Origin of the sequence: Bradyrhizobium sp. AZCC 2176, from assembly GCF_036924645.1 — a bacterium.
Classification (GTDB): Bacteria; Pseudomonadota; Alphaproteobacteria; order Rhizobiales; family Xanthobacteraceae; genus Bradyrhizobium.
Genome location: NZ_JAZHRX010000001.1, coordinates 6,962,902 through 6,987,971, shown reverse-complemented (window position 1 = coordinate 6,987,971; position 25,070 = coordinate 6,962,902). Strand labels below are relative to the sequence as shown.

Annotated in this window: 20 protein-coding genes and 2 pseudogenes; 11 read left to right on the top strand and 11 right to left on the bottom strand. The window is 64.4% G+C overall.

The features are described from left to right. The first annotated feature begins 131 nt into the window (after nt 1-131). Entirely contained in the window at nt 132-560 is a 429-nt protein-coding gene (locus V1288_RS33255) for a CBS domain-containing protein (protein ID WP_334361011.1), read from the top strand. Nucleotides 561-620: 60 nt separating this feature from the next. Here the strand turns inward: V1288_RS33255 and V1288_RS33250 are convergent, their stop codons facing one another. Continuing rightward, the gene (locus V1288_RS33250; RefSeq protein WP_334361010.1) at nt 621-1,703 is read right to left on the bottom strand and encodes a patatin-like phospholipase family protein; all 1,083 of its coding nucleotides are present in this window, start codon (nt 1,701-1,703) and stop codon (nt 621-623) included. Nucleotides 1,704-1,937: 234 nt separating this feature from the next. On the opposite strand from V1288_RS33250, the gene V1288_RS33245 reads away from it, so the two are divergent. Next, complete coding sequence (locus tag V1288_RS33245) at nt 1,938-2,999, top strand: hypothetical protein (protein WP_334361467.1); 1,062 nt, start codon at nt 1,938-1,940, stop codon at nt 2,997-2,999. A gap of 232 nt (nt 3,000-3,231) precedes the next feature. On the opposite strand, the gene V1288_RS33240 is transcribed toward V1288_RS33245, so the two are convergent. After that, the gene (locus V1288_RS33240; protein WP_334361009.1) at nt 3,232-3,795 is read right to left on the bottom strand and encodes a nitroreductase family protein; all 564 of its coding nucleotides are present in this window, start codon (nt 3,793-3,795) and stop codon (nt 3,232-3,234) included. An 82-nt stretch (nt 3,796-3,877) separates the two neighbouring features. Further along, nucleotides 3,878-5,930 (bottom strand): annotated as a pseudogene (thrS, locus tag V1288_RS33235) (threonine--tRNA ligase). A 298-nt stretch (nt 5,931-6,228) separates the two neighbouring features. On the opposite strand from thrS, the gene V1288_RS33230 reads away from it, so the two are divergent. Beyond that, nucleotides 6,229-7,404: an MFS transporter gene (locus V1288_RS33230; protein ID WP_442893891.1), complete on the top strand. Its 1,176-nt coding sequence runs from the start codon at nt 6,229-6,231 to the stop codon at nt 7,402-7,404. A gap of 59 nt (nt 7,405-7,463) precedes the next feature. On the opposite strand, the gene V1288_RS33225 is transcribed toward V1288_RS33230, so the two are convergent. Continuing rightward, complete coding sequence (locus tag V1288_RS33225) at nt 7,464-8,786, bottom strand: alpha/beta hydrolase (protein ID WP_442893890.1); 1,323 nt, start codon at nt 8,784-8,786, stop codon at nt 7,464-7,466. Nucleotides 8,787-9,080: 294 nt separating this feature from the next. Between V1288_RS33225 and V1288_RS33220 the strand changes: the two genes are divergently transcribed. Continuing rightward, on the top strand, nt 9,081-10,454 hold the full coding sequence (locus V1288_RS33220) for an APC family permease (protein WP_334361007.1): 1,374 nt from the start codon (nt 9,081-9,083) through the stop codon (nt 10,452-10,454). Nucleotides 10,455-10,456: 2 nt separating this feature from the next. Further along, entirely contained in the window at nt 10,457-11,677 is a 1,221-nt protein-coding gene (locus tag V1288_RS33215; protein ID WP_334361006.1) for a hypothetical protein, read from the top strand. A gap of 34 nt (nt 11,678-11,711) precedes the next feature. Here the strand turns inward: V1288_RS33215 and yidD are convergent, their stop codons facing one another. After that, nucleotides 11,712-12,065: a membrane protein insertion efficiency factor YidD gene (gene yidD / locus V1288_RS33210; RefSeq protein ID WP_334361005.1), complete on the bottom strand. Its 354-nt coding sequence runs from the start codon at nt 12,063-12,065 to the stop codon at nt 11,712-11,714. Between the two features lie 236 nt (nt 12,066-12,301). On the opposite strand from yidD, the gene V1288_RS33205 reads away from it, so the two are divergent. Further along, nucleotides 12,302-13,231, top strand: coding sequence for a hypothetical protein (locus tag V1288_RS33205; protein ID WP_334361004.1), 930 nt, complete (start codon nt 12,302-12,304; stop codon nt 13,229-13,231). 61 nt (nt 13,232-13,292) lie between these two features. Here the strand turns inward: V1288_RS33205 and V1288_RS33200 are convergent, their stop codons facing one another. Then, on the bottom strand, nt 13,293-13,742 hold the full coding sequence (locus V1288_RS33200) for an iron-sulfur cluster assembly scaffold protein (RefSeq protein WP_334361003.1): 450 nt from the start codon (nt 13,740-13,742) through the stop codon (nt 13,293-13,295). Nucleotides 13,743-13,974: 232 nt separating this feature from the next. Here V1288_RS33200 and folE point away from each other — a divergent pair, with 232 nt between their 5' ends. From folE to V1288_RS33180, 4 genes are all read left to right on the top strand, one after another. Then, nucleotides 13,975-14,742: a GTP cyclohydrolase I FolE gene (gene folE, locus V1288_RS33195; RefSeq protein WP_334361002.1), complete on the top strand. Its 768-nt coding sequence runs from the start codon at nt 13,975-13,977 to the stop codon at nt 14,740-14,742. A 28-nt stretch (nt 14,743-14,770) separates the two neighbouring features. Beyond that, on the top strand, nt 14,771-15,199 hold the full coding sequence (hisI, locus tag V1288_RS33190; RefSeq protein ID WP_334361001.1) for a phosphoribosyl-AMP cyclohydrolase: 429 nt from the start codon (nt 14,771-14,773) through the stop codon (nt 15,197-15,199). Nucleotides 15,200-15,404: 205 nt separating this feature from the next. After that, nucleotides 15,405-16,391, top strand: coding sequence for a transglycosylase SLT domain-containing protein (locus V1288_RS33185; RefSeq protein ID WP_334361000.1), 987 nt, complete (start codon nt 15,405-15,407; stop codon nt 16,389-16,391). Between the two features lie 264 nt (nt 16,392-16,655). Next, complete coding sequence (locus V1288_RS33180; RefSeq protein ID WP_334360999.1) at nt 16,656-17,831, top strand: DUF2336 domain-containing protein; 1,176 nt, start codon at nt 16,656-16,658, stop codon at nt 17,829-17,831. Between the two features lie 219 nt (nt 17,832-18,050). On the opposite strand, the gene V1288_RS33175 is transcribed toward V1288_RS33180, so the two are convergent. The 5 genes and pseudogenes from V1288_RS33175 to V1288_RS33155 all read right to left on the bottom strand — a co-directional run bounded on the left by V1288_RS33175 (nt 18,051) and on the right by V1288_RS33155 (nt 23,146). Further along, nucleotides 18,051-18,629, bottom strand: coding sequence for an Hpt domain-containing protein (locus V1288_RS33175; protein WP_334360998.1), 579 nt, complete (start codon nt 18,627-18,629; stop codon nt 18,051-18,053). A gap of 54 nt (nt 18,630-18,683) precedes the next feature. Beyond that, nucleotides 18,684-19,229, bottom strand: coding sequence for a response regulator (locus V1288_RS33170; protein ID WP_334360997.1), 546 nt, complete (start codon nt 19,227-19,229; stop codon nt 18,684-18,686). A 145-nt stretch (nt 19,230-19,374) separates the two neighbouring features. Continuing rightward, on the bottom strand, nt 19,375-20,154 hold the full coding sequence (locus tag V1288_RS33165; protein ID WP_334360996.1) for an NAD kinase: 780 nt from the start codon (nt 20,152-20,154) through the stop codon (nt 19,375-19,377). 140 nt (nt 20,155-20,294) lie between these two features. Further along, nucleotides 20,295-22,449: pseudogene (locus tag V1288_RS33160) on the bottom strand (CHASE2 domain-containing protein). A gap of 25 nt (nt 22,450-22,474) precedes the next feature. Beyond that, nucleotides 22,475-23,146 (bottom strand): hypothetical protein, encoded by a 672-nt coding sequence (locus tag V1288_RS33155; RefSeq protein WP_334360995.1) that lies wholly within the window; start codon nt 23,144-23,146, stop codon nt 22,475-22,477. A gap of 293 nt (nt 23,147-23,439) precedes the next feature. Here V1288_RS33155 and V1288_RS33150 point away from each other — a divergent pair, with 293 nt between their 5' ends. Continuing rightward, nucleotides 23,440-25,032: a S10 family peptidase gene (locus V1288_RS33150; protein WP_334360994.1), complete on the top strand. Its 1,593-nt coding sequence runs from the start codon at nt 23,440-23,442 to the stop codon at nt 25,030-25,032. Nucleotides 25,033-25,070: the final 38 nt, after the last annotated feature.

Genomic DNA, 25,070 nt, shown 5'->3' with positions numbered 1-25,070 from the left:
CGGTGCCGCTGCCGTGCAGGACAGCCGCACTTGTAGGCCGTGTCCCGAACGAAGCCGGCGCGGAACTGTTGATTGAAGACTCGTGAACAAGTCGGGCTCTCGGGGGCGCGGACGGATTCAGGGAGGCGACAATGACGGTACGTTCAATTCTCGACACCAAGGGTCATCAGATCGAGAGCATCGAGCCGGAAGCCAAGCTTTCGGCGGCGGTCAAGATCCTTGGCGAACGCAAAATCGGCGCCGTGCTGGTGATGAACCAGGGACGTCTTGAAGGCATTTTGTCGGAACGCGATATTGTCCGGGCGTTGGGGGAGCGCGGCGCGAGGGTGCTCGAGGAGCCCGTCAGCGCGGTCATGACGCGCAAGGTCGTGAGCTGCCGGGAGTCCGACACCGTCTCCGGCATCATGGAAATGATGACGATCGGCAAGTTCCGCCACTTGCCCGTGGTCGAGGACGGCAAGGTGGTGGGCCTGATTTCGATCGGCGACATCGTCAAGCGCCGCGTCCAGGAATACGAAGCCGAGCAGGAAGCGCTGCGCGACTACATCAAGACGGCCTGATCTTGTTTTGACGCGTTTTCTTAGCGCGAACCGGTAACCACTTCGCTTGAAAACGCTACGCTATTCCTTGTCGGCCTTTTCGACCGCCTGCTCGGCTTCGCCCGCCACCGGCGGCGCCAGAATGTGGATCGCCTCCTGGATCGAGTCGATCGCACGCTCGGCTGCGCGCATACCGTGGGCGATCAGGTCGTCGGCGCGGTGAAAATCGAACCAGCCGATCTTGCCGACGCGGGGCGAGATCAACAGATCCGGCGGATCGCCGGCCAGCCGCGCACGGGTGATGCGGTCCTGCATGATGTTGAAGGCATCGACCATGACCGAGGAGATGCCCGGCCGTCCGCCGCCGCCGAAGAACTCACGCTTCATGGTGCGCTCGGCGGAGAAGAATTTTCCGATGCCGCGTTTCCGCGGTTCGGCTTCAGGCAGCGCTTCCGGCATCACCGATACCGAAACGCCGGCCGTCGGACCGTGGGAATAGATCGTCGTGGAGTGCGTGAAGACGTCGCTGGAAAGATTGGCTGCGATGACGATTTCCGCACCGAGCGCGCGTGCCGCCGACACCGGGACCGGATTGACCAGGGCGCCATCGACCAGCCAACGGTCGCCGACCATTATCGGCGAGAATATTCCCGGCAGCGCATAGGAGGCGCGCATCGCATCCACCATCGGGCCATGGGTCAGCCAGATCTCGTGGCCGGTGCGCACTTCGGTCGCCACGGTGGCAAATTTCACCGGCAGATCCTCGATCAGGCTCTGGCCCAGCGCGGCCTCCAGTTGGGCCGCAAGCTTGGCGCCGCCGATCAGGCCCGACCCGTTCAGGCGGATGTCGAGATAGGAGAGGACGCTTCGCGGCTGCAGGCTTCGCGCCCAGTCTTCCAGCGTGTCGAGATGTCCCGCGGCATAGGCGCCGCCGACTACGGCGCCGATCGACGTTCCAACCACGACGTTGGGAATGATGCCGTGGGCCACCAGCGTCCGGACGATTCCGATATGGGCAAAGCCGCGCGCGGCGCCGCCGCCCAGCGCCAGCCCGATCACCGGCCGGCGGATACTGCCGAGCCCTACCTTGTCTTGGGCCTTTTCTTGGGCCTTTTCTCGGGCATCGGAGCCTTTTTGGCCGCGGCCCATCCAGCTATCCAACACGCAAACTCTCCTGCGGCTTCAACGATAGCCACCGCGGCGCGGCCGCGCCAGAATCGTTCATTTCGATCCGTATGCATGGTTTATGCTCGGCGAAAGCGGCCTAGGCGGGGAATGTGACTGGACCGCGACCGCAGGATTAACATTGGGTGCCGGAGCCGGTTCCGCCACCGCTGTCCGGCCGAACTTCCACTACGGAGGCTTGAATTTGCCGCGTTTTCGGTGAAAAGCATGGCCATGATCTCGGGCGATAACGGTATCGTTGGATTCGGGCGGGGCGGATGGCCTTTCCCGACGCTGATGCTCGCGTTGGCGCTGCTCGCCGCCCCGGCTTCGGCCCAGATGTTCTCGGACCGCCCCCCACCGGTGCCGCCGGCCACGGTTCCGGATGTCCAGACCGGGCCTGCCATGAATCTGGCGCCGCCGTCGGGGACGGGAACGATCCCACCGCTTCCGGCGCCGCTGAACCAGCCCACCATTGTGCCCCCGTCGATCGCGACGATCTCGCCGGCAGCGCCTCCACCAGGGGCCGCAGCTCCAAATCAGGGGGTGCTGTCGCTGACGGCGCGCTACGGCAAGGATCTGCCGGTCATCAATGGCGGGCTGGTGTGGCGGGTATTCGCCGACAAGCCCGACGACACCGGCACGTTCAAGCTGATCCGCGAGGAGCGCGGCGCGACCCCGAACATCGTGCTGCCGCCCGGCAATTACGTCGTCCACGTCGCCCTCGGCCTGGTCAGCGCGGTACGGGCGGTGAGCCTGAAAGCGGAGACCGATCGCGTGGCCTTCGTGCTTCCGGCCGGCGGACTGCGTATCGAGGGCCGTGTCGGCAGCAGCAAGATTCCACCGAACCAGATTTCGTTCGCACTCTACAAGGGCAGCCAGTTCGACGGTGCCGAACGCCAGTCGCTGGTGCCCAACGTGGCCGCCGGCGACGTTGCGCTGCTGCCGGAGGGCACCTACTACATCATCTCCAACTATGGCGATGCCAATTCGGTGGTGCGCTCCGACATCCGCGTCCAGGCCGGCAAGCTGACGGACGTGACCGTCAGCCACCGCGCGGCGGTCATTACGTTGAAGCTCGTCAGCGACCGCGGCGGTGAGGCGCTCGCCAACACCGCATGGTCGGTGATCACGCCGGGCGGCGACGTCATCAAGGAATCGATCGGCGCGTTTCCGCGCGTGGTGCTGTCCGAGGGCGAATACCGCGCGATCGCCAAGAACGAAGGCAAGGTGTTCGAGCGTCCCTTCAACGTCGTCAACGGCGTCGACGGCGAGGTCGAGGTCGTCGCGCGCTAGCTAGCCGCCTCGTGTCCCGGACGCGGCGCGCATACCGTCGGCGGTATGCCGCAGGGCCCGGACAAAAACTACGAAAACAACCCCATGCAAAGTAGGATGGCTCCGGCTCGCAGCGCTCATGCTGCTTGTGTCCGGGGCACGAGTTGGCCCTTCACGGCCCAACCCAATCGCATCCTGCTCCGGCCGCCAGACGGCATCGTCTTGCCCGGCGACTGGCCGCGGCGTGTCGGCTTCAAAACCGCGTCACGATATCGGACAACGCCGGGCGCGGGCGATCCTCGGCAGGCCTTGCCGGCTTGCCGATATGGATGAAGCCGGCGAGTTTTTCGTCCGCTTTCAGTCCGAGCCCGTCGAGCACGTCGCGGTCGAAGGCGAACCAGCCGGTCAGCCAGCACGCGCCGTAACCAAGCGCGGTGGCGGCGTTGACGATGTTCATGGCGCTGGCGCCGGCGGACAATTCCTGCTCCCAGGCCGGCACCTTCGGATGCGGCCGGGTGAAGCTGACCACGGCGATCACCAGCGGCGCGTCCATCAGCCGGCGCTTTTCCATCTCGATGTCGGCGGTGGGGGCAGAGGGATTCTTCTTCGCGAACACCCGCGCAATGACGTCGCCGGCCCGGGCGCGTGCGTCGCCCTCGAACACGATGAAGCGCCACGGCGTCAGCTTGCCATGGTCCGGCACCCGCGCCCCGATGGTCAGGATGGTCTCGAGTTCGGCAGCCGTGGGGCCGGGTCCGCTCATCTCACGTGGCTTGACCGAGCGGCGGATCTTCAGGAGTTCGATGGCGTCGGGCACAAGGGTCTCTTTCGTCGGAAATGGCTGTGCCAGAGATAGTGGCACAGCCGCTCCAGCGGAAGCGGATTTAGACCGATTATGATCAGACCGCCGACCGCACCCGCTTCACATCCGGCGGGGTTGCTTCCTCGACGAGCGCAGCCAGCGCCTCCTCGGTCGGCATCACCATCACGTTCTGGCCGTCGCTGCCGAGCCGGCGGATCGAGACCGAATGGGTCTCGGCTTCCTTCTTGCCGACGACGAGAAGGGCCGGGATTTTTGCCAGCGAGTGCTCGCGGACCTTGTAGTTGATCTTCTCGTTGCGCAGGTCGATCTCGACGCGCAAGCCGGCACGCCGCGCGGCGGCGGCGACCACCTTGGCGTATTCGTCGCCTTCGGAGGTGATCGTCGTGACCACGACCTGGGTCGGCGCCAGCCAGAGCGGGAAGTTGCCGGCGAAGTGCTCGATCAGGATGCCGATGAAGCGCTCCATCGAGCCGCAGATCGCACGGTGCACCATCACCGGCGCCTTCTTCGAGCCGTCGGCGTCGATATAGAACGCGCCGAAACGCTCCGGCAGGTTGAAGTCGACCTGCGTGGTGCCGCATTGCCAGTCGCGGCCGATGGCGTCGCGCAGCACGTACTCGAACTTCGGCCCGTAGAACGCGCCTTCGCCGGGATTGATCGCAGTCTTGATGCGATTGCTGCCGCTGGCCTGAATTTCCGCCAGCACGGTCGCCATCACGCGCTCGGCATGCTCCCACATCTCGTCGGTGCCGACGCGCTTCTCCGGCCGGGTCGAGAGCTTGACCGTGAGTTCGCCCTCGAAGCCGAAATCGGCATAGGTCGACAGGATCAACTCGTTGATCTTGAGACACTCGTCGGCAAGCTGGGCCTCGGTGCAGAACACGTGCGCGTCGTCCTGGGTAAAGCCGCGCACGCGCATCAGGCCGTGCATGGCGCCCGACGGCTCGTAGCGATGTACCACGCCGAATTCGGCAAGGCGCAAGGGCAGGTCGCGGTAGCTCTTCAGGCCGTGCTTGAAGATCTGCACATGGCCCGGACAGTTCATCGGCTTGAGCGCAAACCAGCGCTTGTCCTCGGCCTCGTCGCCGGCCGACTGCGCCGCGAACATGTTCTCGCGGTACCAGTCCCAGTGGCCGGAAGTCTCCCACAACACCTTGTCGAGGATCTGCGGCGCGTTGACCTCGCTGTAGTCGCCGGTCAGCCGGCGGCGCATATAGGCGATCAGCGCCTGGAACACCGTCCAGCCCTTCGGGTGCCAGAACACCACGCCGGGGCCTTCCTCCTGGAAGTGGAACAGGTCGAGCTCGCGGCCGAGCTTGCGGTGGTCGCGCTTCTCGGCTTCCTCGATCTGCTTGAGGTAGGCGTCGAGCTCTTCCTGTTTCGCGAACGCCGTGCCGTAGATGCGCGTCAGCATCGGATTGTTGCTGTCGCCGCGCCAATAGGCACCCGCCACCTTCATCAGCTTGAACGCATTGCCGACCTTGCCGGTCGAACTCATATGCGGGCCGCGGCAGAGGTCGAACCAGTCGCCCTGGAAATAGATCTTGATCGGCTCGTCGCCGGGAATGGCGTCGACCAGCTCGACCTTGAAGGCCTCGCCCTTGTCGCGGAACACCTGCTTGGTCTTCTCGCGGTCCCACACTTCCTTGGTGAACGGCTTGTCGCGCTGCGATGATTTCGCGCATCCGCTTTTCGATCGCAGCAAAGTCTTCCGGCGTGAACGGCTCGTTGCGGAAGAAGTCGTAGTAGAAACCGTTCTCGATCACCGGGCCGATCGTCACCTGCGTGCCCGGCCATAGCGACTGCACGGCTTCCGCCAGCACGTGCGCGCAGTCATGGCGGATCAATTCCAGCGCGCGCGCATCGTCGCGGTTGATGAGCTCGATCTTCGCATCGCCCGAAATCGGATCGTTGAGGTCGCAGACCTCGCCGTCGAGCGCCATCGCCACCGTGCGCTTGGCCAGCGAGGGCGAGATGCCCTTGGCGATATCGAGCCCGGTGGTGTCCTTGGCATATTCGCGCTTGGCGCCGTCGGGGAAGGTGAGGGTGATCTTTTCCAGGGGTTCGGCCGGTTTCAAATTGGCAAGGCCAAACTGGAATCCCGATGCCGGCGTATTTTGGTCAGGCATATCATTCTCCTAAAGCTCACTCCTGCGAACGAGCGCAGGTAAGCGGAAAGCAGCGGTATAGCAGGGGATTCGGCGCCTGCAATCGGGCAATTTGCCAAACAGGGCATGAATGGAAGCAGCCCCGGGGAGCTACAGCCGGGGGCTCATTGCCCGGAAACGGATTACTTCAAAGCCAAATAGCGCGCGCAGAGCCCGCGAGGCATCAGCGGCATCAAATCAATAAATCTCATGACAGCGATGACAAATAATCCGGCATCGCGGCCTTTTCTTGGCGGGCTCGCTGCGTACATGCATGTGCATGAAACATGTGTCCGTGCCCGTCCACACCGAACGCCGCTTCGCGCCGACCGCACTCATGCTCGGCAACATTGTCACCGGCTGCTCGGTGCTGGCGCCGGCAGGCATGCTCGGCGAATTGTCCTCCGGTCTCGATATCAGCATCCGGACCGCGGGTCTTCTGATCACCTTCGGCGCGATCATGCTTTGCATCGGCTCGCCGGTTACGGCGTGGCTGACTTCCAGGATCGATCGCCGCAACTTGCTTACGGCGACGCTCGCAGTGCTTGCGCTTACCAACTTCGCCTCCGCCTTGGCGCCCGATTACACCAGCCTGCTCTTCATCCGTCTGGTCATGCTCGCGGTCGGCGCGCTCTACACACCGCAGGCGGCGGGAACGGCCGGGCTGATCGTACCGGAGCAAAAGCGCGGCAGCACCATCGCCTACATCTTTCTCGGCTGGTCGCTGGCGGCGGCGGTCGGCCTGCCGCTGATCACCTTCATCGCCAGCCGATATGGCTGGCGCGCGGCCTATGGCAGCATTGGCCTGATGGGCTGCGTAAGCTTCCTGCTTCTGGCATCGCGTCTGCCGCGCGGGCTGATGGGCGCGCCGGTCGACCTCAAGACATGGGCCGCTATCGGCCGCAACCGGCTGATCGTGTTGTTGCTGTTAATCACCACGCTGCAGATGTCCGGCCAGTTCGTGGTGTTCACCTTCATGGGGCCGCTGCTGGCGAGGCTGACGGGGGCAGGGCCGGATGCGATCGGGCTGGTATTTGCCGTCTATGGCGTGTGCGGCGTCATCGGCACGGCGATCGGAACCCGCATCGTCGATTCCTGGGGCGCCTGGAAGACCTCGCTTCTGTTCACCCTGGTGTTGCTGGCAGGCCTCGCCGGCTGGGCGTTGAGCGCCGGGATTTATCCGTTGATGGCCGTGTCGGTCGCGATCTGGGGCCTCGGTTTTGCTTCCACTAACTCGATGCAGCAGGTGCGGCTGGTCGGGGCGGCACCTTCGCTCGCATCCGCCTCGGTGTCGCTCAACACATCGGTCCTCTACATCGGGCAGGCGGTGGGATCGGCGATCGGCGGTTTTCTATACGTGCACGATCTCCTCTACGCCGCGGGCTATGTCGGGGCGGCCTTCGTCGCGCTGGCACTGGCGACGGTGATCGTGACCCGGCCGAAAAAGAGTTTTTAGCCGAACATGATCAAAGCAGGTGATGGCTGGCACGCCGCGATGGCGCGGCGAAGAGGCGGCTACCGGCCTGCGTAGGGCGTGCTGGCGACCCGGGTCAAAGCGGGCGTTGCCGCCATCTTGACCAGCACGTCCTTGACCGGATGCTCGGTCCAGGCCTGCGTGACGTAGTCGCGATGGGTGACGCCATCAGGCGTCTGCACGAATACCACGCTGCCGGGCCGCAGCGGCCCGTCCATGCTCTCGGTGACGGTGATGCCCCTGTCGCGGAGCATCTGCATCAGTTCCTGGTCGTGCCGTTTGGTGTAGCGGGTATACGAAGAGACGAAGAAGCCGGTCCGGTTTTTCTCGATCCAGGAGGCGAACTTGTCGAGTTCGCCATAGACGGCGTCGAGCAGGAACACGCCGCGGACCCGGTTGGGGAGCCCGCCGACCTCGAGGCTCCAGGCGGTCGGCAGGAAGCCGCCGCTATAGCCGACGATCACGATCGGCAGGTTCGCGAACGCCTGTGCCGACTTCGGGTCGCCGTAGAGGCGGGCGAGGTGGCTCGCCGACTCATCGATGAAGCGCTTGAAGCCGCCCGGCTGCCAGAACTTGCCCGCGCTGGAGTCGGCGGCATTAACCGCCATTTGCGGCGCGAGCAGCACGGCGTTGACGCCGGAATCCGAGATCTGCTGCGGCACCAGTTGCCGGTCGCGGACATCGCGCTCCAGCGTCGCGCCGTTGCCATGGAAGAACACCACGATCACGCCCGGCTTCCTGACATCGAACGTCTCGGGGACATGCACCAGCACGCGGCTGTCGTTGTAGGTCTCGTCCTGCCAATAGACCCGGCCGCCATAGCTGCGGTGGCCCTTGCGGTCGCCCTTGGAGATGTTGAGGAACGGCTCTTCGGAGCGCGGATTGGTGCCGAAGTAGGGGAAGGCCGAGGACTTCATGCTGACCAGCGCGGTCGATTCCTCGCGCTCGCTGCGGGGAAGTGTCAGCGTCGGCGTCAGCGACGCGACCCGCACGGGCTCGGTCCGCACGGCGCGCGGTTGCGGCGCCAGCGCAGCCTGGCGCTGGACCTGCGGCAGGCTTTCACTGGCGGTCGGGAAACGGTCGGCAAATTGCGGCTGGGGAAAACGGTCGTCGAACGTATCGATCGAAGTCCGGGACGTCGCAGCCCGGGATTTTGCGCCTTCCGTGTTCGCCGCCAGCATTCCGGCGTTCGGCGCCTTGCCGCATTGAACCAGGACAAAGGACAGCGGCACGCACAGCGCAGCCATCGCAACCCAGTGCCATCGCAATGGCAAAGGGAACGGCAAGGTGCGACGCGGCACGACCGGGCACGTCGCCCGGCTGGCGCGATCAACTGTCAGGAATTTCGGAATTGCTCCGACCATCCACCCCAATGCCCCAAGATCCACCGTCAACCGGCGTTAGCTCGCACGCGTTAGGCGACGTTAAGCGTCCGGAAAAACTCCCCACGTCCGGAAGCCCGAGGAGACCATGCAATCGTGTCGCGATTGTGGGACCGACACGATGTTTTCGCAATCCAGTAGTGGCACGGTGTCAATTGAGGTATTATAGAACCTATTTTGTCTCTCGATTTAAACCATTGTTAACATTGCTTGAATTGAGCAGCGTCAGCCTGCACGATGCAGCTCCTGGCTGCGGCGCTGAAGGTACGGTCCGAGATGGCGGCATCAGAAACGGGAAGCCCGGCGTGGCCCGGCTCGCTCTCCGGCAGCGGCTCCACCGTTTCGGTCCTGGTGGCGGTTGCCATCGTCGTTGCCGACATGGTCGGCGTTGGCGTCTTCACCAGCCTCGGCTTCCAGGTCAAGGACATCCCCTCCGGCTTTTCGATCCTGTTGCTGTGGACGATAGGCGGCATCGTCGCGCTGTGCGGGGTGTTTTCCTACGGTGAACTCGGCGCGATGTTTCCGCGCTCGAGCGGCGAGTACAACCTGCTTGGCCGGGCCTATCACCCGGCCTTCGGGTTTGTGGCGGGCTGGGTGTCGGCAACCGTCGGCTTTGCCGCACCCGTAGCGCTTGCCGCCATGGCGTTCGGCGAGTACGGCAAGTCGATCCTGCCCAATGCGCCGCCGCTCGTGCTTGCGGTCGGCGTGGTGTGGCTGGTGTCGCTGGTGCAACTCACCGGCGTGCGCCATTCCTCCACCTTTCAACTGATCTCCACCCTCCTGAAGGTGGTGCTGATCGTGGCCTTCCTGGTCAGCGGCTTCGTGATCGGCTCCGGGCAGCCGGTATCGTTCACGCCGTCGGCTTCCGACTTCACCCATATCGTCAGCGCGCCGTTCGCGATCAGCCTCGTCTTCGTGATGTATTCGTTCTCGGGGTGGAACGCGGCGACCTACATCATCGGCGAGGTGAGATTGCCGGAGCGCAATGTGCCGCGGGCGATGCTGATCGGAACGCTGATCGTGCTGGTGCTGTATGTCGCGCTCAACGCGGTGTTCCTGCACACCGCGCCGATCGACAAGCTGGCCGGGCAGCTCGACGTCGCCCGGATTTCCGGCAGCTACATCTTCGGCGAATTAGGCGGCCGCATCGTCGGCGCGATGATCTGCTTCGGGCTGATCTCCTCGATCAGCGCGATGATGTGGATCGGGCCACGCGTCATGATGACGATGGGCGAGGACCTTCCGGTGCTGCGGCCGTTCTCCCGAAGGTCGACCGGCGGCGCGCCGGCTTACGCCATTCTATTTCAGCTCACGGTCGCGAGCCTGATGCTGTTTACGCGCAGCTTCGAGGCCGTGCTCGACTTCATCCAGTTCGCGCTGCTGTTCTGCTCGTTCTTCACCGTGCTCGGCGTGATCAAGCTGCGCATCACGCAGCCGGACCTGCCGCGGCCCTACCGCGCCTGGGGATACCCCGTGACCCCTGTGGTTTTCCTGCTCGTGACCGGATTCATGATGTACTACCTTTTGACCGAACGGCCGTTGCAGTCGCTGCTGGGTCTTCTGATCATGCTTTCAGGTCTGCTGATTTACGCCGTCTTCCGCAAGCGGGCAGGTCAACTCCCCGCGGCCGTATCCTCGGGTCGCGAATGAACATGCTGCACTCCCTGAGAACGGCGACGCTTGCGGCCGTCATGCTGCTGGCGGCCGTGGCTGGCGTCCACGCCCAAACCGCAACGGTGGACGATACCGCGAAGTTTCTGGCGGGCATGATGCCGTCGGCGGATTCGCCGCTTGTGCCGCTCACCAAGGAGCCGGCCTGGCAACGTCACGCCAAATTCTTCGACAGCGCGTTCGAGAAACTCGAGCAGCGCCAGTTGTCGCGGATCCGCGCCTGGGCGGATACCAACCTGGCGGCGCCGCGACCGACCATGTTCTACATGTTCTCAGGCCCTGATTTTCTCTATGCGAACGTGTTCTATTCCAGGGCGTCGACCTATGTGCTGAGTGCGCTCGAGCCGGTCGGCGCGGTGCCCGACCTTTCGAGATTGCCGCGCGGCGGCATTGCGTCGGCGCTCTACAATGTCGAGCGCTCGCTCGGATCGATCCTGAGCTTCAGTTTCTTCATCACCAAGCAGATGAAGACCGACCTGCAGGCGGGCCAGATCAGCGGGACGTTGCCGATCCTCTACGTGTTCCTGGCGCGCTCCGGCATGACCGTGAAGAGCGTCACTCCGATCGCGCTGGGCGAGCAGGGCGCGGCGTATTTCGCCGGCGAGAATGCCGGACCGAATGCCGTGCGCGGCGTGCGCATCATGTTCGCCGGCAGCGACGGTCAGGAAAAGACGCTGTATTACTTCTCGACCGATCTTTCCAACTCCGGCGTGAAGGCGAGCGGCTTCCTGAAATTCTGCGCGACGCTCGCGCCCGGCAACAGCCTGATCAAGAGCGCCTCCTATCTGCTGCATTCCGGCAACTTCACCACGGTGCGCGACTTCCTGCTCGCCAACAGCGCCACCGTCATTCAAGACGATTCCGGAATCCCGCTTGCCCATTACGGCACGAAGAAATGGCGCTTGTTTCCGTTCGGCCGCTATTTGGGACCGATCGACGAGTTCGCGGGACGCTACCAGGAATCTTATGCCGCGCTGTTCCGGCGCGCGCAGCCGATCGATTTCGGCATCGGCTACCGCTGGCGCACCAATGAATCGAATTTGCTGCTGTCGGTACGGTTGCCGGACGACGGCCCGGCGAGTTCCGATGCGACGTCGTTGACCGAAACCCCGCCACCGCCGCCGCCGCCGCGCGTGCGAAAGCTGAGACCGCCTGTCGATGTCGGGCCGCAGCCGAGAGGCGGATTCTTCTTCTGGCGGTGAGCGGCGGAACACAGGCTGGTTGCAAGTTCCGTCTTCACGATTCGTTGACTCCGCGCCAGCGTCCGTAGCGCCACGGCAGATACCATCGCGCCCCCGCAGGCGTCGTCAGCGGCACGTTATCGATGCCGGATGTGCCCCAGGGGTGGCATCGCAAAATCCGCGCCAGCGTCATCCATCCGCCGCCCCACAGGCCGAAGCGCTCGATCGCTTCGTCGCCATACACCGAGCATGTCGGCAGGTGCCGGCAGTTGTAGCCGACCAGCAGCGACAGCGAATGCCGGTAGATCCAGATCAGCGCGCGCCCCGCATTGCGCGGCAGACGACGGGCGGTGTTGGCACAATCCGTGCTTTGTTTTCGAGGTGACGATGAATGATCTGCAGGTGCCATGCCGACTATGTACGTAGTTTTGCGGGTGTTCCCAAGCAAGGAACTCAATGCGTGCAGATATTTACGCCACAGTTCGCAACTATCGCACCGCAGTATACCGGAGCACGCCAAGGTATTATGGACGACACAGAACAGTACGGTTACCGTTTCAGCAACGCTTCGATGACAGAATCATGTCGCGTTGAAGTGGGGCCGTTGCCATCGCTCCCTGAAGGGGCTTGGGGGAAGGAACCAAATTGAGGTTAGTGAGGTCGCTGAAATTTCGCGGCTGGGCGCTCCTTGGCGCCACCGCCTTTTGTCTCGCATTGCCTGGCGCGATCACGGCGCTGGACAACTCGGCGCACGCCGGCGGGACCCTCGAAGAGCGCAAGCAGCCGATGCATTTCAAGTGGAATGCGTGCCAGCCCGATTGCAGGGGCTGGGTCTCGGCCGTCGGCATCGTCACATCGGATAGTCCGAGGGAGTTCGACGAATTTGCGAAAGGTCGCCAGCTCGCCGGCGCGACCATCGTGCTGGATTCCAGCGGCGGCTCGGTCAACGATTCCATTGCGCTTGGCCGGCGGTTCCGCAGCCTCGGCGCGCTGACCACGGTCGGCACTACCGTGCGCACGAGGACCCCGCAGGGCGAACGCGTCAGTGTGGCGCCGGAAGCCCACTGCGAGTCGATGTGCGTGTTCCTGCTTCTTGGAGGTAAGACCCGTTACGTGCCGCCGGTCGCGCATGTTCGGGTGCACCAGATCTGGATGGGCGATCGCGCCGACGATGCCAAGGCCTCGAGCTACACCGCGCAGGATCTGATGATCGTTCAGCGTGATATCGGCCGCCTGACCAAATACACCTTCGACATGGGCGGCACCGGCGATCTGCTGTCGCTCGCGCTCAGCGTGCCGCCGTGGGAAGATCTGCACGAATTGTCGCGCAGTGAATTGCGTCTGGCTAACCTGATCACGACCGATGCGGTCGCCGATGTGCTCCCGCAGGACAATTCGTCGGTGCCGATGGCCGAGGCCAAGCCTGCCAAGCCGCAGGACCGCTTCGCCAGTTCCGCCGTCGAGGGCGATCCGCAACAACAGGTTGGCAAGTCCACCAAGACCGCCGAAGCCGCGGCTCCGACCGGCGGCTCTGCGACGACCACGACGCCGCAGCCGGCTCAGCCGCAGAAGTAAGTTTCAAGTGGAGTCATTCCGGGGCGATGCGAAGCATCGAACCCGGAATGACGAGCCAGCCTCACGCCTGCGCCGTCTGCTTCGTCCTGGCCTCGATCTGGCCGATGGCGTCGACCACGGCGTCGAAGGTCAGCATGGTCGAGGCGTGGCGGGCCTTGTAGTCGCGCACCGGTTCGAGCAGGGCGATGTCGGCCCATTTGCCTTGCGGCGGACCGCCGTTTTCCTTCAACATCTTGCGCACGGTTTCTCGCAATTCACGTAACTCGCCAGCCGTCGAGCCGACCACATGGCTTGCCATGATCGAGGAGGAGGCCTGGCCGAGCGCGCAGGCCTTCACGTCATGCGCGAAGTCGGTGACCACCGGCCCGTCCATCTTGAGGTCGACCTTGACGGTCGAGCCGCACAGCTTGGAGTGGGCGGTGGCGCTGGCGTGGGGGTCGGGGAGGCGGCCGAGGCGGGGGATATTGCCCGCCAGTTCGATGATCCGCTTATTGTAGATGTCGTTCAGCATGAGAATCGGTGTCCCGGGCGGCGGTCCGAGCGCCCTTGGCGGCTGGGTTTCCTCGTCCTATATATGGACAGGAACGGCGGAAAAACAGCCCAGCCGTTTGCCGAAGGCTGGCCGAAACGGAAACCGGTTCGGCTGCCAATTGTTGTGGATGGGACTCAGGCGCCCGGCGGCAATGCCCGCCCCGTCTGCCCGGTGACACTCCGGTCTTTGCGGCCGGTCGAACGGAGAAGACATGGACGCATTGATCAAATCCCTCCGCCCAGGCAAGGCGCCTGAAATCAAGGCTCCTGAAATCAAGGCTCCTGAAATCAAACCTTCTGACGTCAAGCCTTCCGAACTGAAATCGCCCGATGTGGCCCCTGAAACCCGCCCGACCGAGCTCGATCCGGCCGAGTTCCTGGCGGCTGCGGTTCGCGCCGACCTGCCGCGCCCCTCGCGTGCGGAGGCCGAACATGCGGTGCAGACGCTGCTCAGCTATATCGGCGAGAACCCGGGCCGCGAGGGCCTGCTGGATACGCCGCGCCGGGTGGTCGAAGCTTTCGACGAGCTCTATCAGGGCTATCACCAGTGCCCGGCCGAGGTGCTGGACCGCACCTTTGGCGAAACCGCGGGCTATGACGATTTCGTCCTGGTTCGCGATATCGAATTCACCTCGCAATGCGAGCACCACATGATGCCGTTCTACGGCAGGGCGCATATCGCCTATACGCCGGTGGAGCGGGTGGTGGGCTTGTCCAAGCTGGCGCGGCTGACCGACATCTTCGCGCGCCGCCTGCAGACCCAGGAGCACCTGACCGCCCAGATCGCGGCCGCGATCGACGAGGTTCTGAAGCCCCGTGGCGTTGCCGTGCTGATCGAGGCGGAGCATACCTGCATGTCGGTGCGCGGCGTCGCCAAGCATGGCGCGATGACGTTCACCAGCCGGTTCACCGGCATGTTCCGCGACAATCCGGCGGAGCAGCAGCGTTTCCTGTCACTGGTGCGAGGACCGACCCGGTAACCTCGCTTGAATATTTGCGAGGCCTGTCGTGTCCACATCCGTCGATGCTAACGAGCGCGAAGAGGGGCTGGCCTTCCAGCCCAAATTCGACGCGGCCGGGCTCGTGACCTGTGTCGCGACCGATGCCGCGACCGGTGACGTGTTGATGGTCGCGCACATGAACGACGAGGCGCTGCGCAAGACGATCGCAACCGGCGATGCCTGGTACTTCAGCCGGTCGCGCAATGCGTTATGGCGAAAAGGCGAGACATCGGGTCAGACCCAGCGCGTGGTCGAGATGCGCCTGGATTGCGATCAGGACGCGGTCTGGATCAGGGTCGAGCAGACCGGCGCCGCCTGTCACACCGGCCGGCGCTCGTGTTTCTACCGCAAAGTCGAGGCGGCCGATGGCGGCACGCGCCTGTCGTTCGTCGATGCTGAGAGGCAGTTCGATCCGGCGCAGGTCTATCAGAAATGACGCCGTCATTCCGGGGCAGCCCGCAGGGCTGAACCCGGAATCTCGAGATTCCGGGTTCGCGCAAGGCGCGCCCGGAATGACGGCGCGAGATAGACCTTAACCCGCCATTAACCATAATTGCGGCAGTCTCGACCGCGTATAGGCACTGATTGCTGGTGCCTTGAGAGCCCGCGCGAGATTTCGCGAGGAGCGGGGCACCTGAGACATGGCGGTCGACACATCAAGCGCCACGGCTGCGGCAGGTGTCGATCCCACGCGCGCGAGGATCGCTGGCTCGATCAGGCAGGCCGCCTCGACCACCGGCGCCAGCTTCGAATATCTGCTCGCCACCGCGAAGATGGAATCCAACTTCAACCCGAAGGCTGCCGCCACCACCTCGTCGGCGCGCGGGCTGTTTCAGTTCATCGACCAGACCTGGCTCGGCACGGTGAAAGAGGCGGGCGTCCATCTCGGCTATAGCCAATATGCCGACGCCATCACCAAAAATCCCTCCGGCAGCTATTCGGTCGACGATCCCACCGCGCGCGCCGCGATCATGAAGCTGCGCGACGATCCGGACGCCGCCTCGTCGATGGCGGCGGTGCTGACGCAATCTAACAGCTTCAAGCTGACCGGCAAGATCGGCCGCCGTCCGACCGACGCCGAACTTTATATGGCGCATTTCATGGGCGTCGGCGGCGCCGGCAAGCTGATCCAGAGCGCCGAGGACAATCCGAACGCTTCCGCCGCGCGGATGTTTCCGAACGCGGCTGCGGCCAACCAGTCGATCTTCTACGACCGCTCGGGACAGGCACGCAGCGTCTCGCAAGTGTATTCGGTGCTGAACACGCGCTACGCAGCCGCCGCCAATTCGCCGGTGACGCGCACGGCCATGGCGGCCGCCGGCGGCGATCTTCCAAGGCGCATCACCGTCGCGAGCGCCGCGCCGGCGATGACGGCGATCGACAACGCGGCCTATCTATCGAGCTTCCCGGATCAGCGCGCGGTGACGCCGGTGGCGGCAACGTCGCAGACTGCCGCTGCGTCACCCGAGCCGATCTTTCGCTCACTGTTCCAGGCCGGCGAACGCGCGCAGCCGATCTCGCCTGCGGTGCAGGAATTGTGGGGCAAGGTCGCATCGGCAACGCCTGAGGTTCGCGCTCCCGGCCGGCTCGACCTCTTCAGCGACCGCAGCGGCACGTTCAGTAGTTGAGCCGACGCGATGCAGCGCGAAGCAGTGCTTCGCAGAACCGGGACCCATCATAATGCTACGCGCGTGGGCCCCGGATCAGCAGCGCAACACTGCGCGTTGCGCTGCATCCGGGGAGCGGGCGTCACTGCGTCCGGCCTCGCACCCTTAACAAAACGTCAATAAAACCAGCCGTTTATGGTGAACCCTTTGTTAAGCGTCATGGTTTATTTTTTCTAATAGTGGCACCGCGTCACGGTGTCGTCTCACGTTGCGTAAGCCAGGACCATGATCGTTCGGCAGTTCATCAGTTGGATTCGTACCGCTCCGGCAGGCGAGCGGGCAGAGGCGACGCGGGCTTTGGCGCGGGCCTGGTTGATTTCAGATCTCACCGAGGACGACCGCATCGCCGCCGAAGGCGCGCTGCTGATGTTGCTCGATGATCCCTCGCCACTGGTCCGCCTGGCCATGGCGGAAGTATTTTCGCGCAGCTCGGACGCGCCGGCGGCGATCGTGCAGGCGCTCTCGCTCGACCAGCCCTCGATCGCGCTGCCGGTGCTCGAACATTCACCGCTGCTGATCGATGCCGATCTCGTCGACATCGTCGCAACCGGCAACAGCGACATGCAATGCGCCATCGCCCGCCGCATCAACCTGCCGCCTTCGGTCTCCGCCGCGATTGCCGAAGTCGGCTCGGCGGCCGCAGCCCTTGAACTGATCGAGAACGCCTACGCCGAGCTGGCGCCGTTTTCCTGGGACCGCATCGTCGAGCGTCACGGCCATCTCGCCGCGATCCGCGAATCGATGCTGGTGCTCGAAGGCCTTCCCGCCGCCACGCGCGTGGCACTGATCGCAAAACTCTCCGACACGCTGGCGCAATTCGTCGTGGCGCGCAACTGGCTGAGCGCCGACCGGGCAGGGCGGCTTGCGAGCGAAGCGCGCGAACGCTCGGCCGTGAACATCGCGGCGCGTTCGCGCGGCGAGGACATGCAGGGCCTGGTGCGGCACCTGCGCGCCACCGGGCAATTGACCGCGGGCCTGATCCTGCGCGCGCTGTTGTCGGGCAGTATCGAGCTGTTCGATTCCGCGCTGGCCGAATTGGCCGATCTGCCGCTGGCCCGCGTCACGGCGCTGCTGCACGATCGTGGCGGCGCCAGCCTGCAGGCGCTGCTGATCCGCGCGGGCCTTCCCGAATCGACCTTCGCGGCGTTTCGTGTCGCGCTCGAGGTCAGCCAGGAAACCGGCTATGTCGATACGATCGGCGGAGCGGCGAGACTGCGCCGCCGCATGGTCGAGCGCGTGCTGACCCATTGCGAAACCGACCGCAAGGCCGCCGAGCCATTGTTGATCCTGCTCCGCCGCTTCGCGACCGAGTCCGCGCGCGAAGAAGCCCGCATGTTCTGCGAGGAGCTGATCGCCGATGAAGCGCACGTGCCGCCCGTCCGCGATCTGATCGCGGCGTAGGCCGATCCTGCGACAACGCATTCGGTGTCGTCCCTGCGAACGCAGGGACCCATACCGCGTGATCTATCGATGAAGCTCCGTGGCAGACGCTTTGTGTTGTCTAACACGCGCTGTGGATTGCTGAACCGAAGCCGTCTTGCAATGTGCCCATTCCGCCGGCCGCGGCGTATGGGTCCCTGCGTTCGCAGGGACGACCTGTGGCAATAGCCGCGCTAGATACTATTCCGCCGGAACGATACTCGGCGCCAGGATCGCTTCGAGATGCTCGGGGCGGTCGCGGTTGACCTTGAGCAGGAATTCGTCCGCGACTCCGCGGAGCTGCTTGCTCAGCTTGCTCGCCATCACGGCGGTGTCGAGCTTGGTGCGTTCGCGCACGATCGCCTGAATGGCGTTGATGTGATGCGTGATCAGGTCTGCCGGGACCTGATCGAGGTCGGGTGCATGTTCGATGATGCGGCAGAGGCTTTCGGCGGCAGCGCCCGCGGACGGGAAGCCGAACGTGGCGGCGTCGCCCTTGATGTCGTGGGCGGCGCGAAACAGCTCTTCGCGGTTGTCGACGGTGAATCCGTTGCTCAGAATGACTGCGTGCGCGGCCGATAGCCGGTCCGCCTCGATCGTCATCCAGTTCTTGAATTCCCCGGATAGTCCGGCCAGCGCCTTTTCCGCGCGCCCGACCGGATCGTCGAGATCGGATTCGGGAACGCGCAGCAACACCTTGCGCAAGGGATTGGGCTGCGTGATCACGTGGTGATCGGTAAACGACTTGACATGTATCGTGCCGGGTTTTTCTTTCGCCATGATGATCTCTCCAAGACTGCGCTTATCCAAGGCTGCGCTTAGATGACTGCCGCGCTAGATGTTCGTCCGCGCCTTGTCGAGCAGTGACGGCTGTTGCATGACTTCCACCTCGCCACCGACCCGGCGCTCGGGGCCGATATAGGCGTTGCTGGTGTTGCGCCGGCGGTCCGGGCCGAAATAGGTCTTGGTCTTGATGAAGGGGCGCGGGTTGGCGACGACGTTGAGGATGCGCTGATACAGCCCCTTAGCCGAAATTGGTTTCGCCAGGAACTCGGTGACGCCGGCGTCGCGCGCGACCGTGACGCGCCGCTTCTCCGAATGCCCGGTCAGCATGATGATGGGCGCGTAAGGGTTGCCCTTGGATTCCGGCTGCCGGATCATCTGCGCCAGCTCGAGGCCGTCGAAGATCGGCATCGCCCAGTCGGTGATGACGATGTCGGGCACGTAATGGCTGTACATTTCGAGCGCGGTGGCGCCGTCCTCGGCCTCATAGGCCTCGCGCGCGCCGAACGAATGCAGCAGCGTGCGCAGGATGCGGCGCATGTGCGGATTGTCGTCGCAAATCAGAAATCGCAGCTTGTTGAAGTCAATGCGATACATGGGCGGCCCGACCAAGCAAAACGGTATACTGGCGTTAACCATATCGCGGCGCCCGTTAAGGAATGGTTGCGAAACGGGCCTCCTGATAGAGGCCGAACAGCGATGTTTTCTCAACGTCGTCCTGCGAACGCAGGGACGACGGCGGTCAGAACCCGAACTGCTCCCGCAGGATGCGTTCCTCGAGGCTGTGACCGGGGTCGAACAGCATCCGCATCGAGATCGTCTTGTCGGACAGCACCTCGACGCGGCGGACGTCGCGCACGTCGTCGTGGTCGGCGGCAGCCGCGACCGGACGCTTCTCACCCTCGAGCACCTCGATGACCACGAAAGCGGAATTCGGGAGCAGGGCGCCGCGCCAGCGGCGTGGGCGGAACGCGCTGATCGGGGTCAGCGCCAATAGCGCGGCGTTGATCGGCAGGATCGGTCCCTGGGCCGAGAGATTATAGGCGGTGGAGCCGGCCGGCGTCGCCACCAGAATGCCGTCGGCGATCAACTCCGCCATCCGCTCATGTTCGTCGATCAGGATGCGCAGATGCGCGGCCTGGTTGGTCTGGCGAAACAGCGCGACCTCATTGATGGCGTGATGCAGATGCACCGCGCCGTGGACGTCGGTGGCGCGCATCAGCAGCGGGTTGATCAGGGATTCCCGCGCCGCCGCCAGCCGCGTGTGCAGGTCGTGCGTGGAGTATTCGTTCATCAGGAAGCCGACGGTGCCGCGATGCATGCCGTAGATCGGCTTGCCCGAGCGCATATGCCGGTGCAGCGTCTGCAGCATCAATCCGTCGCCGCCGAGCGCCACCACCACGTCGGAATCGTCGGCATCGTGATTGCCGTAGAGTTTGGTCAACTGCGCCAGCGCGGCCTGCGCCTCGGTGCCTGCGCTCGCGACAAAGGCGATCCGGTCGTATCGCTTGGGGGTGGCCATCGGACGACGAACTCTTGGGTAGCGCCAGGATTGGGTGGCGCCGGATTGCGCCGCGCTCGTCTATACACCTTACCGGGGCTTGTCGAGATGGCTAGGCCGCTCTTTCGCGCCGGTAACGTAAACCGCGGGTCATCGGAGCGTCATTTTTCCTGCAACGTCCGGATCGGGTCCCAATCCTCGCCCGGCGGGTTTTGGGCCAATTCGCGGGCCCGCGCGGCAAACAACGACGCCGGCCGGTCGATGGCAGCCGAACGGCCGAAATACTGCGCGGCGCGCTCGAATTGGCGCGCCCGCCACTGCGCAAGCCCGTCGGCGGTAGTTGGCGATCAAGGTCGCCTGCGAGGAGGTCAACCCGGCCGACAGCGCCAGCAACTCGTAGATTTTCAGCGCCTGGGTCCGCCCCTTGACCCGGATGGCGTCGAGCTCGCGCCAAGCGAAGGCCTCGCCGGCTAGCGCTACGGTGGTCTCGGAAGCGATGACGGTGGTGCCGTAGAACTTGTTGGCGCCCTCCAGCCGCGACGCCAGGTTAACCGCGTCGCTCATCACCGAGTAGTTGAAGCGCCGCCGCGATCCGAAATTGCCGACCAGCGCCTCGCCGGAATTGATGCCGATCCGCTGCGCCAGCTTGTATTCATGGAACAGGACCGAGGAGGCGTTGAGTTCGGCCAGTTGCGCGCAGCAATCCAGTGCGGCGCGCGCCGCATTGGCGGCATGGTCGGGATCGTCGGCCGGCGCGCCGAACACCGCTACGATGGAGTCGCCGATATATTTGTCGACATATCCGCCGTGGCGCTCGATGACGTCGGTCATCGCCGAAAGATATTCGTTCATCAGCTCCATCAGCCCGTCGGGTGACATCTTCTCTGCGATCAGCGAAAATCCTTCGATGTCGGAGAAGAACACCGTCACGTCGCGGGTTTCGCCGCCGAGTTCCGGCAATTTGTTCGACGACAGCATGCGGTTGATGACGTGCGGGGCAAGATAGAGCGCAAAACTCTTCTGCAGCAGGCGGCGGTCCTTGTCGGCGACCACGAATCGGAAGCCGATCGTGGCGGCGAGCGCGAACAGGCTCGCCAGGAACGGCTCGGCAATCGGCAGCGCCAGCGCATGGTTGAAGGCAAGCGTGGCGCCGGCGATGCTGGCCGCGATCACGGCCATCCATGCGAGTGCTGCGCTGAGCGGCCGAAACCGCCACGCGGCGACTGCAGCCAGCGCCGCAAACAGGGTAGAGATCAGGAAGCGCACCAGCGGGCCGGGTTCGACCACCGCGTTGCGCGCGATCAGATTGTTGACCGCTGTTGCATGGATATAGACGCCCGCGATCGTGCTGATCCTGAAGCCAGCCGTGACCGGCGTGCTCTCGGCCGCGCAGCGCGGTGCGCGGGCGCCTTCGAGACCGGTTGAAAAACGCTTGGAGGTCTGCCGGCGGTCCTCGATATCGAGGACGCTGCCGAAAATGACGACCTTTCCGGCGAACCAGCGCCGAAAGTAGTCCTTGTCGTTCTTGACGGCGCACGCGCGCAGATCGGCAAATGAGAAAGTCGGAATGTCGTCGGCGCCGCCCTCGAAATTCAGTGTCATCGTGTTCGGTACCCGGCCGGGGACGCGGTAGCCGGCAAGCGTCAACCTGCCGCGCTCGTCGAACTCGGGTGCAGCACCCAGCGCCCGTGAGGCGAGCTCGACCGCCATCGAGGGTACCTTCGTGCCGTTGACGGTGAAGCTCAGCGGCAGGCGCCGCACGATATCGTCGCTGTCGACATGAACGTTGAGCGGGCGGATGTTCTGCTGCTGGCGTACCGCGACGCGCTGTCCCGGCGATGGTCTGACCGACTGGTTGCCGCCCAAGGTTTCTCCCAGCACCACCTTGCCATTCGCGGCCGCTCCGGCGAGCGCACGAAGGAAGTCGCGGTCGAATCCGCGGACCTTCTCACCGAGCATGCCCTCGCCAAAGGGAATCTCCGACTGCTCGATCGAGTTCTGGATCACGATGTCGAAGCCGGCCACCTTGGCGCCGCCTTCGAGTGTCGCTGACAGCACGCGGCCGATCTCCCCGGTCCAGGTCAGCATCGGCGCGCCCTCCAACGGGGCGGTGCGCCGGCTTTCCTCGTCGATCGCGACGATGACCGCCGGCGAAGCGGCCGGATCCTGCCTGCTGCCGAACACCTCCCAGCGCAGCGCGGTGAGAATATCGAGGGAGAGCCCGCGGATTGGTCTGGCCGCCGGAGAAACCGAAGCCGCGGCGCAGACCAGCGCGATGGCGGCGATCGCCATCCTGTTGCGCGTGCTGCGCCTGATTCTCAAGCGGGATGGCCCGTCACGCCTATTCGAGCCGCAGCAACCGGCCGACGATTGGCGTCGCGCCGGGCTTGGCCTGCGCATCCACCAGGAACACGATCTGCGATGATTTGAACGTGGCGGCGTAGAGGCCGCCGGGGACCAGGGCGACGTTCTCGCTGGCGAAATCGAGGAAGCGTCCCTTGAGCTGGGTACCGCCCAGACTAATCTCCTGACGCTCGCCCGGCACGTCGAGGCGCCGGATGACCAGCTTGCCGCGGCCTTTGGCTTCCACCAGGGGCGATGCGCCGTAAAGAGTGAGCTGCGGCTGCGGCAAGGAAGCCGCTTTGCCGCTGTCGACGCTGCGCAGCACGGTGGCGGCGACGCCGCTGGTTTCGCGCGTGGTCGCGTTGGCCTGGCTGGGATCGCAATTCGTCTTCTCGGCCTTGACCTCGGCAAGGTGAACGGCGCTTTCCTCAGTGCCGACGATGACGGTGCCCGCACCGCTGATCGTCTCGCGCCGGCATGACTTCAGGTAGCTGAGAATGACGGAGCCGCCGTCGCCGATCTTGATGACCGCCTTGGGCGTCACATAGTCCATGAATTCCGCACCGGTGACCTTGCCCTTGATGTCTTCGACCACCGCTACCGGCGAATCTGCGGCCGCCGGAGAAGCCAGCGCCAGCAGGCCGAGGCAAACAGCAATCGAATGTTTCATTTTTAAAACCCCATTGAAAAGCGCAGGTTCATTGGTCGTGCCAGCGCCAGAATAGTTTCATGGATGGATCAAAAATAGCTGGCCGGTCCTGCCAGCGGAACCGACCGATATCACCGATCGGCCGGCGAGGACAACCAGCGGACGCACTGACCGCTTTCTCACGTGATGCTGTCGGGATTGTGATTTTCGGAAAGATTTGTGCTTGTTGTGCACCAGGGCCTCATTGTCGCAGTGTTACGGCAGAATCCGCAGGGCGCGCGGCTGGATCGCGGGGCGCGCAGGGAGCAAACGGCATGGCTTTTCGTTTCACGGCGACGCGGCCCGTGCGTCTTGCCGCTACCCTTCTGGTCGTGTGCTGGGCAAGCAGTGCGCGCGCCGAGGAGGCCAGTTCGCCAACCTCGCAGCAGCCGGCCGCGGCCGCGGCCACGCCGTCACCGACGCCATCAGGCCAGAAGGGCGGAGCGGGGCGGGGCGCCGCCGCGCCAGCGCCCTCTGCCGCCGAACAACACCGGTTGCCGCCGGATTCCACCACCACGCAGACGCTGGCGCTGCCCGGCCGCACGCTCAACTTCACAGCCACCGCAGGCTCGATCCGAATATTCGACGACAAGGGCGAGCCGCAAGCCGATATCGCCTACACCTCCTATCAGCTCGACGGCACCGATCGCGCAAGCCGGCCGGTGACGTTTCTGTTTAACGGCGGCCCGGGCGCGTCCTCGGCCTGGCTGCAGTTCGGCGACGCCGGCCCTTGGCGCATCTCGATCACCGGTGAGGGCGCCGTGTCGTCAGCGACGCCTGATCTGCTGCCCAACGCCGAGACCTGGCTCGACTTCACCGATCTCGTCTTCATCGATCCCGTCGGCACCGGCTACAGCCGCTTCGTTGCGTCCGGCGAGGATGTGCGCAAGCGGTTCTTTTCGGTCGATGGCGACGTCAATTCGATCGCGCTCGTGATCCGGCGCTGGCTGGAAAAATACGACCGTTTGCTGTCGCCGAAGTTCGTCGCGGGCGAGAGCTATGGCGGCATTCGCGGGCCGAAAATCGTCCGCAATCTGCAGACCCAGCAGGGTGTCGGGGTGCGCGGGCTGATCCTGGTGTCGCCGTTGCTCGACTTCCGCGACTTTTCCGGCTCTAGCCTGCTGAAATATATGTACAGCCTGCCGAGCATGACGGCGGTGGCCCGTGAAGCCAGGGGCGAGACCAAGGGGCGGGTGACGCGCGCCGATCTCGCCGACGTCGAGCGTTACGCGCAAGGCGAATTCATCGTCGATCTCCTCAAGGGGCAGGCCGACAAGGAGGCAACGGCGCGGCTCACGGACAAGGTGGCTGCGCTCACCGGGATTGATCAGACGGTGAGCCGCAGGCTTGCCGGGCGTTTCGAGGTTGGCGAATTTCGCCGCGAATTCGACCGGCGCAACGGCCGGGTGACCGGGCGCTACGACGCCTCGGTATCGGGCTTCGATCCCTATCCGGATTCGAACTACGCGCATTTCGGCGATCCGTCCGGCGATCCCCTGATGGCGCCGCTGACGAGCGCAGCGGTCGACCTCGCAACGCGCAAGCTCAATTGGCGGCCGGATGGTTCGTACCAATTGCTCAGCGACAGCGTGAACAAGTCGTGGGATTTCGGCCGCGGGCCGGCCGAGTCGATTTCACAGCTTCGCGAGATTCTCGCGCTCGATCCGAAAATGAAACTGCTGGTCGGCCACGGGCTGTTCGATCTCGCCACGCCGTATTTCGCTTCCAAGGTCCTTCTCGACCAGTTGCCGGCGTATGCGAGTGCGGACCGGGTGAAGCTCGTCGTCTATCCCGGCGGCCACATGTTCTATTCGCGTGACGGCGCACGTCAGGCGTTCCGCGCGGAGGTCGAGAAGGTGATGAAGTAGCGCTCAAATAAAGCCGGCGCAGTGATGAGCTGCGCCGG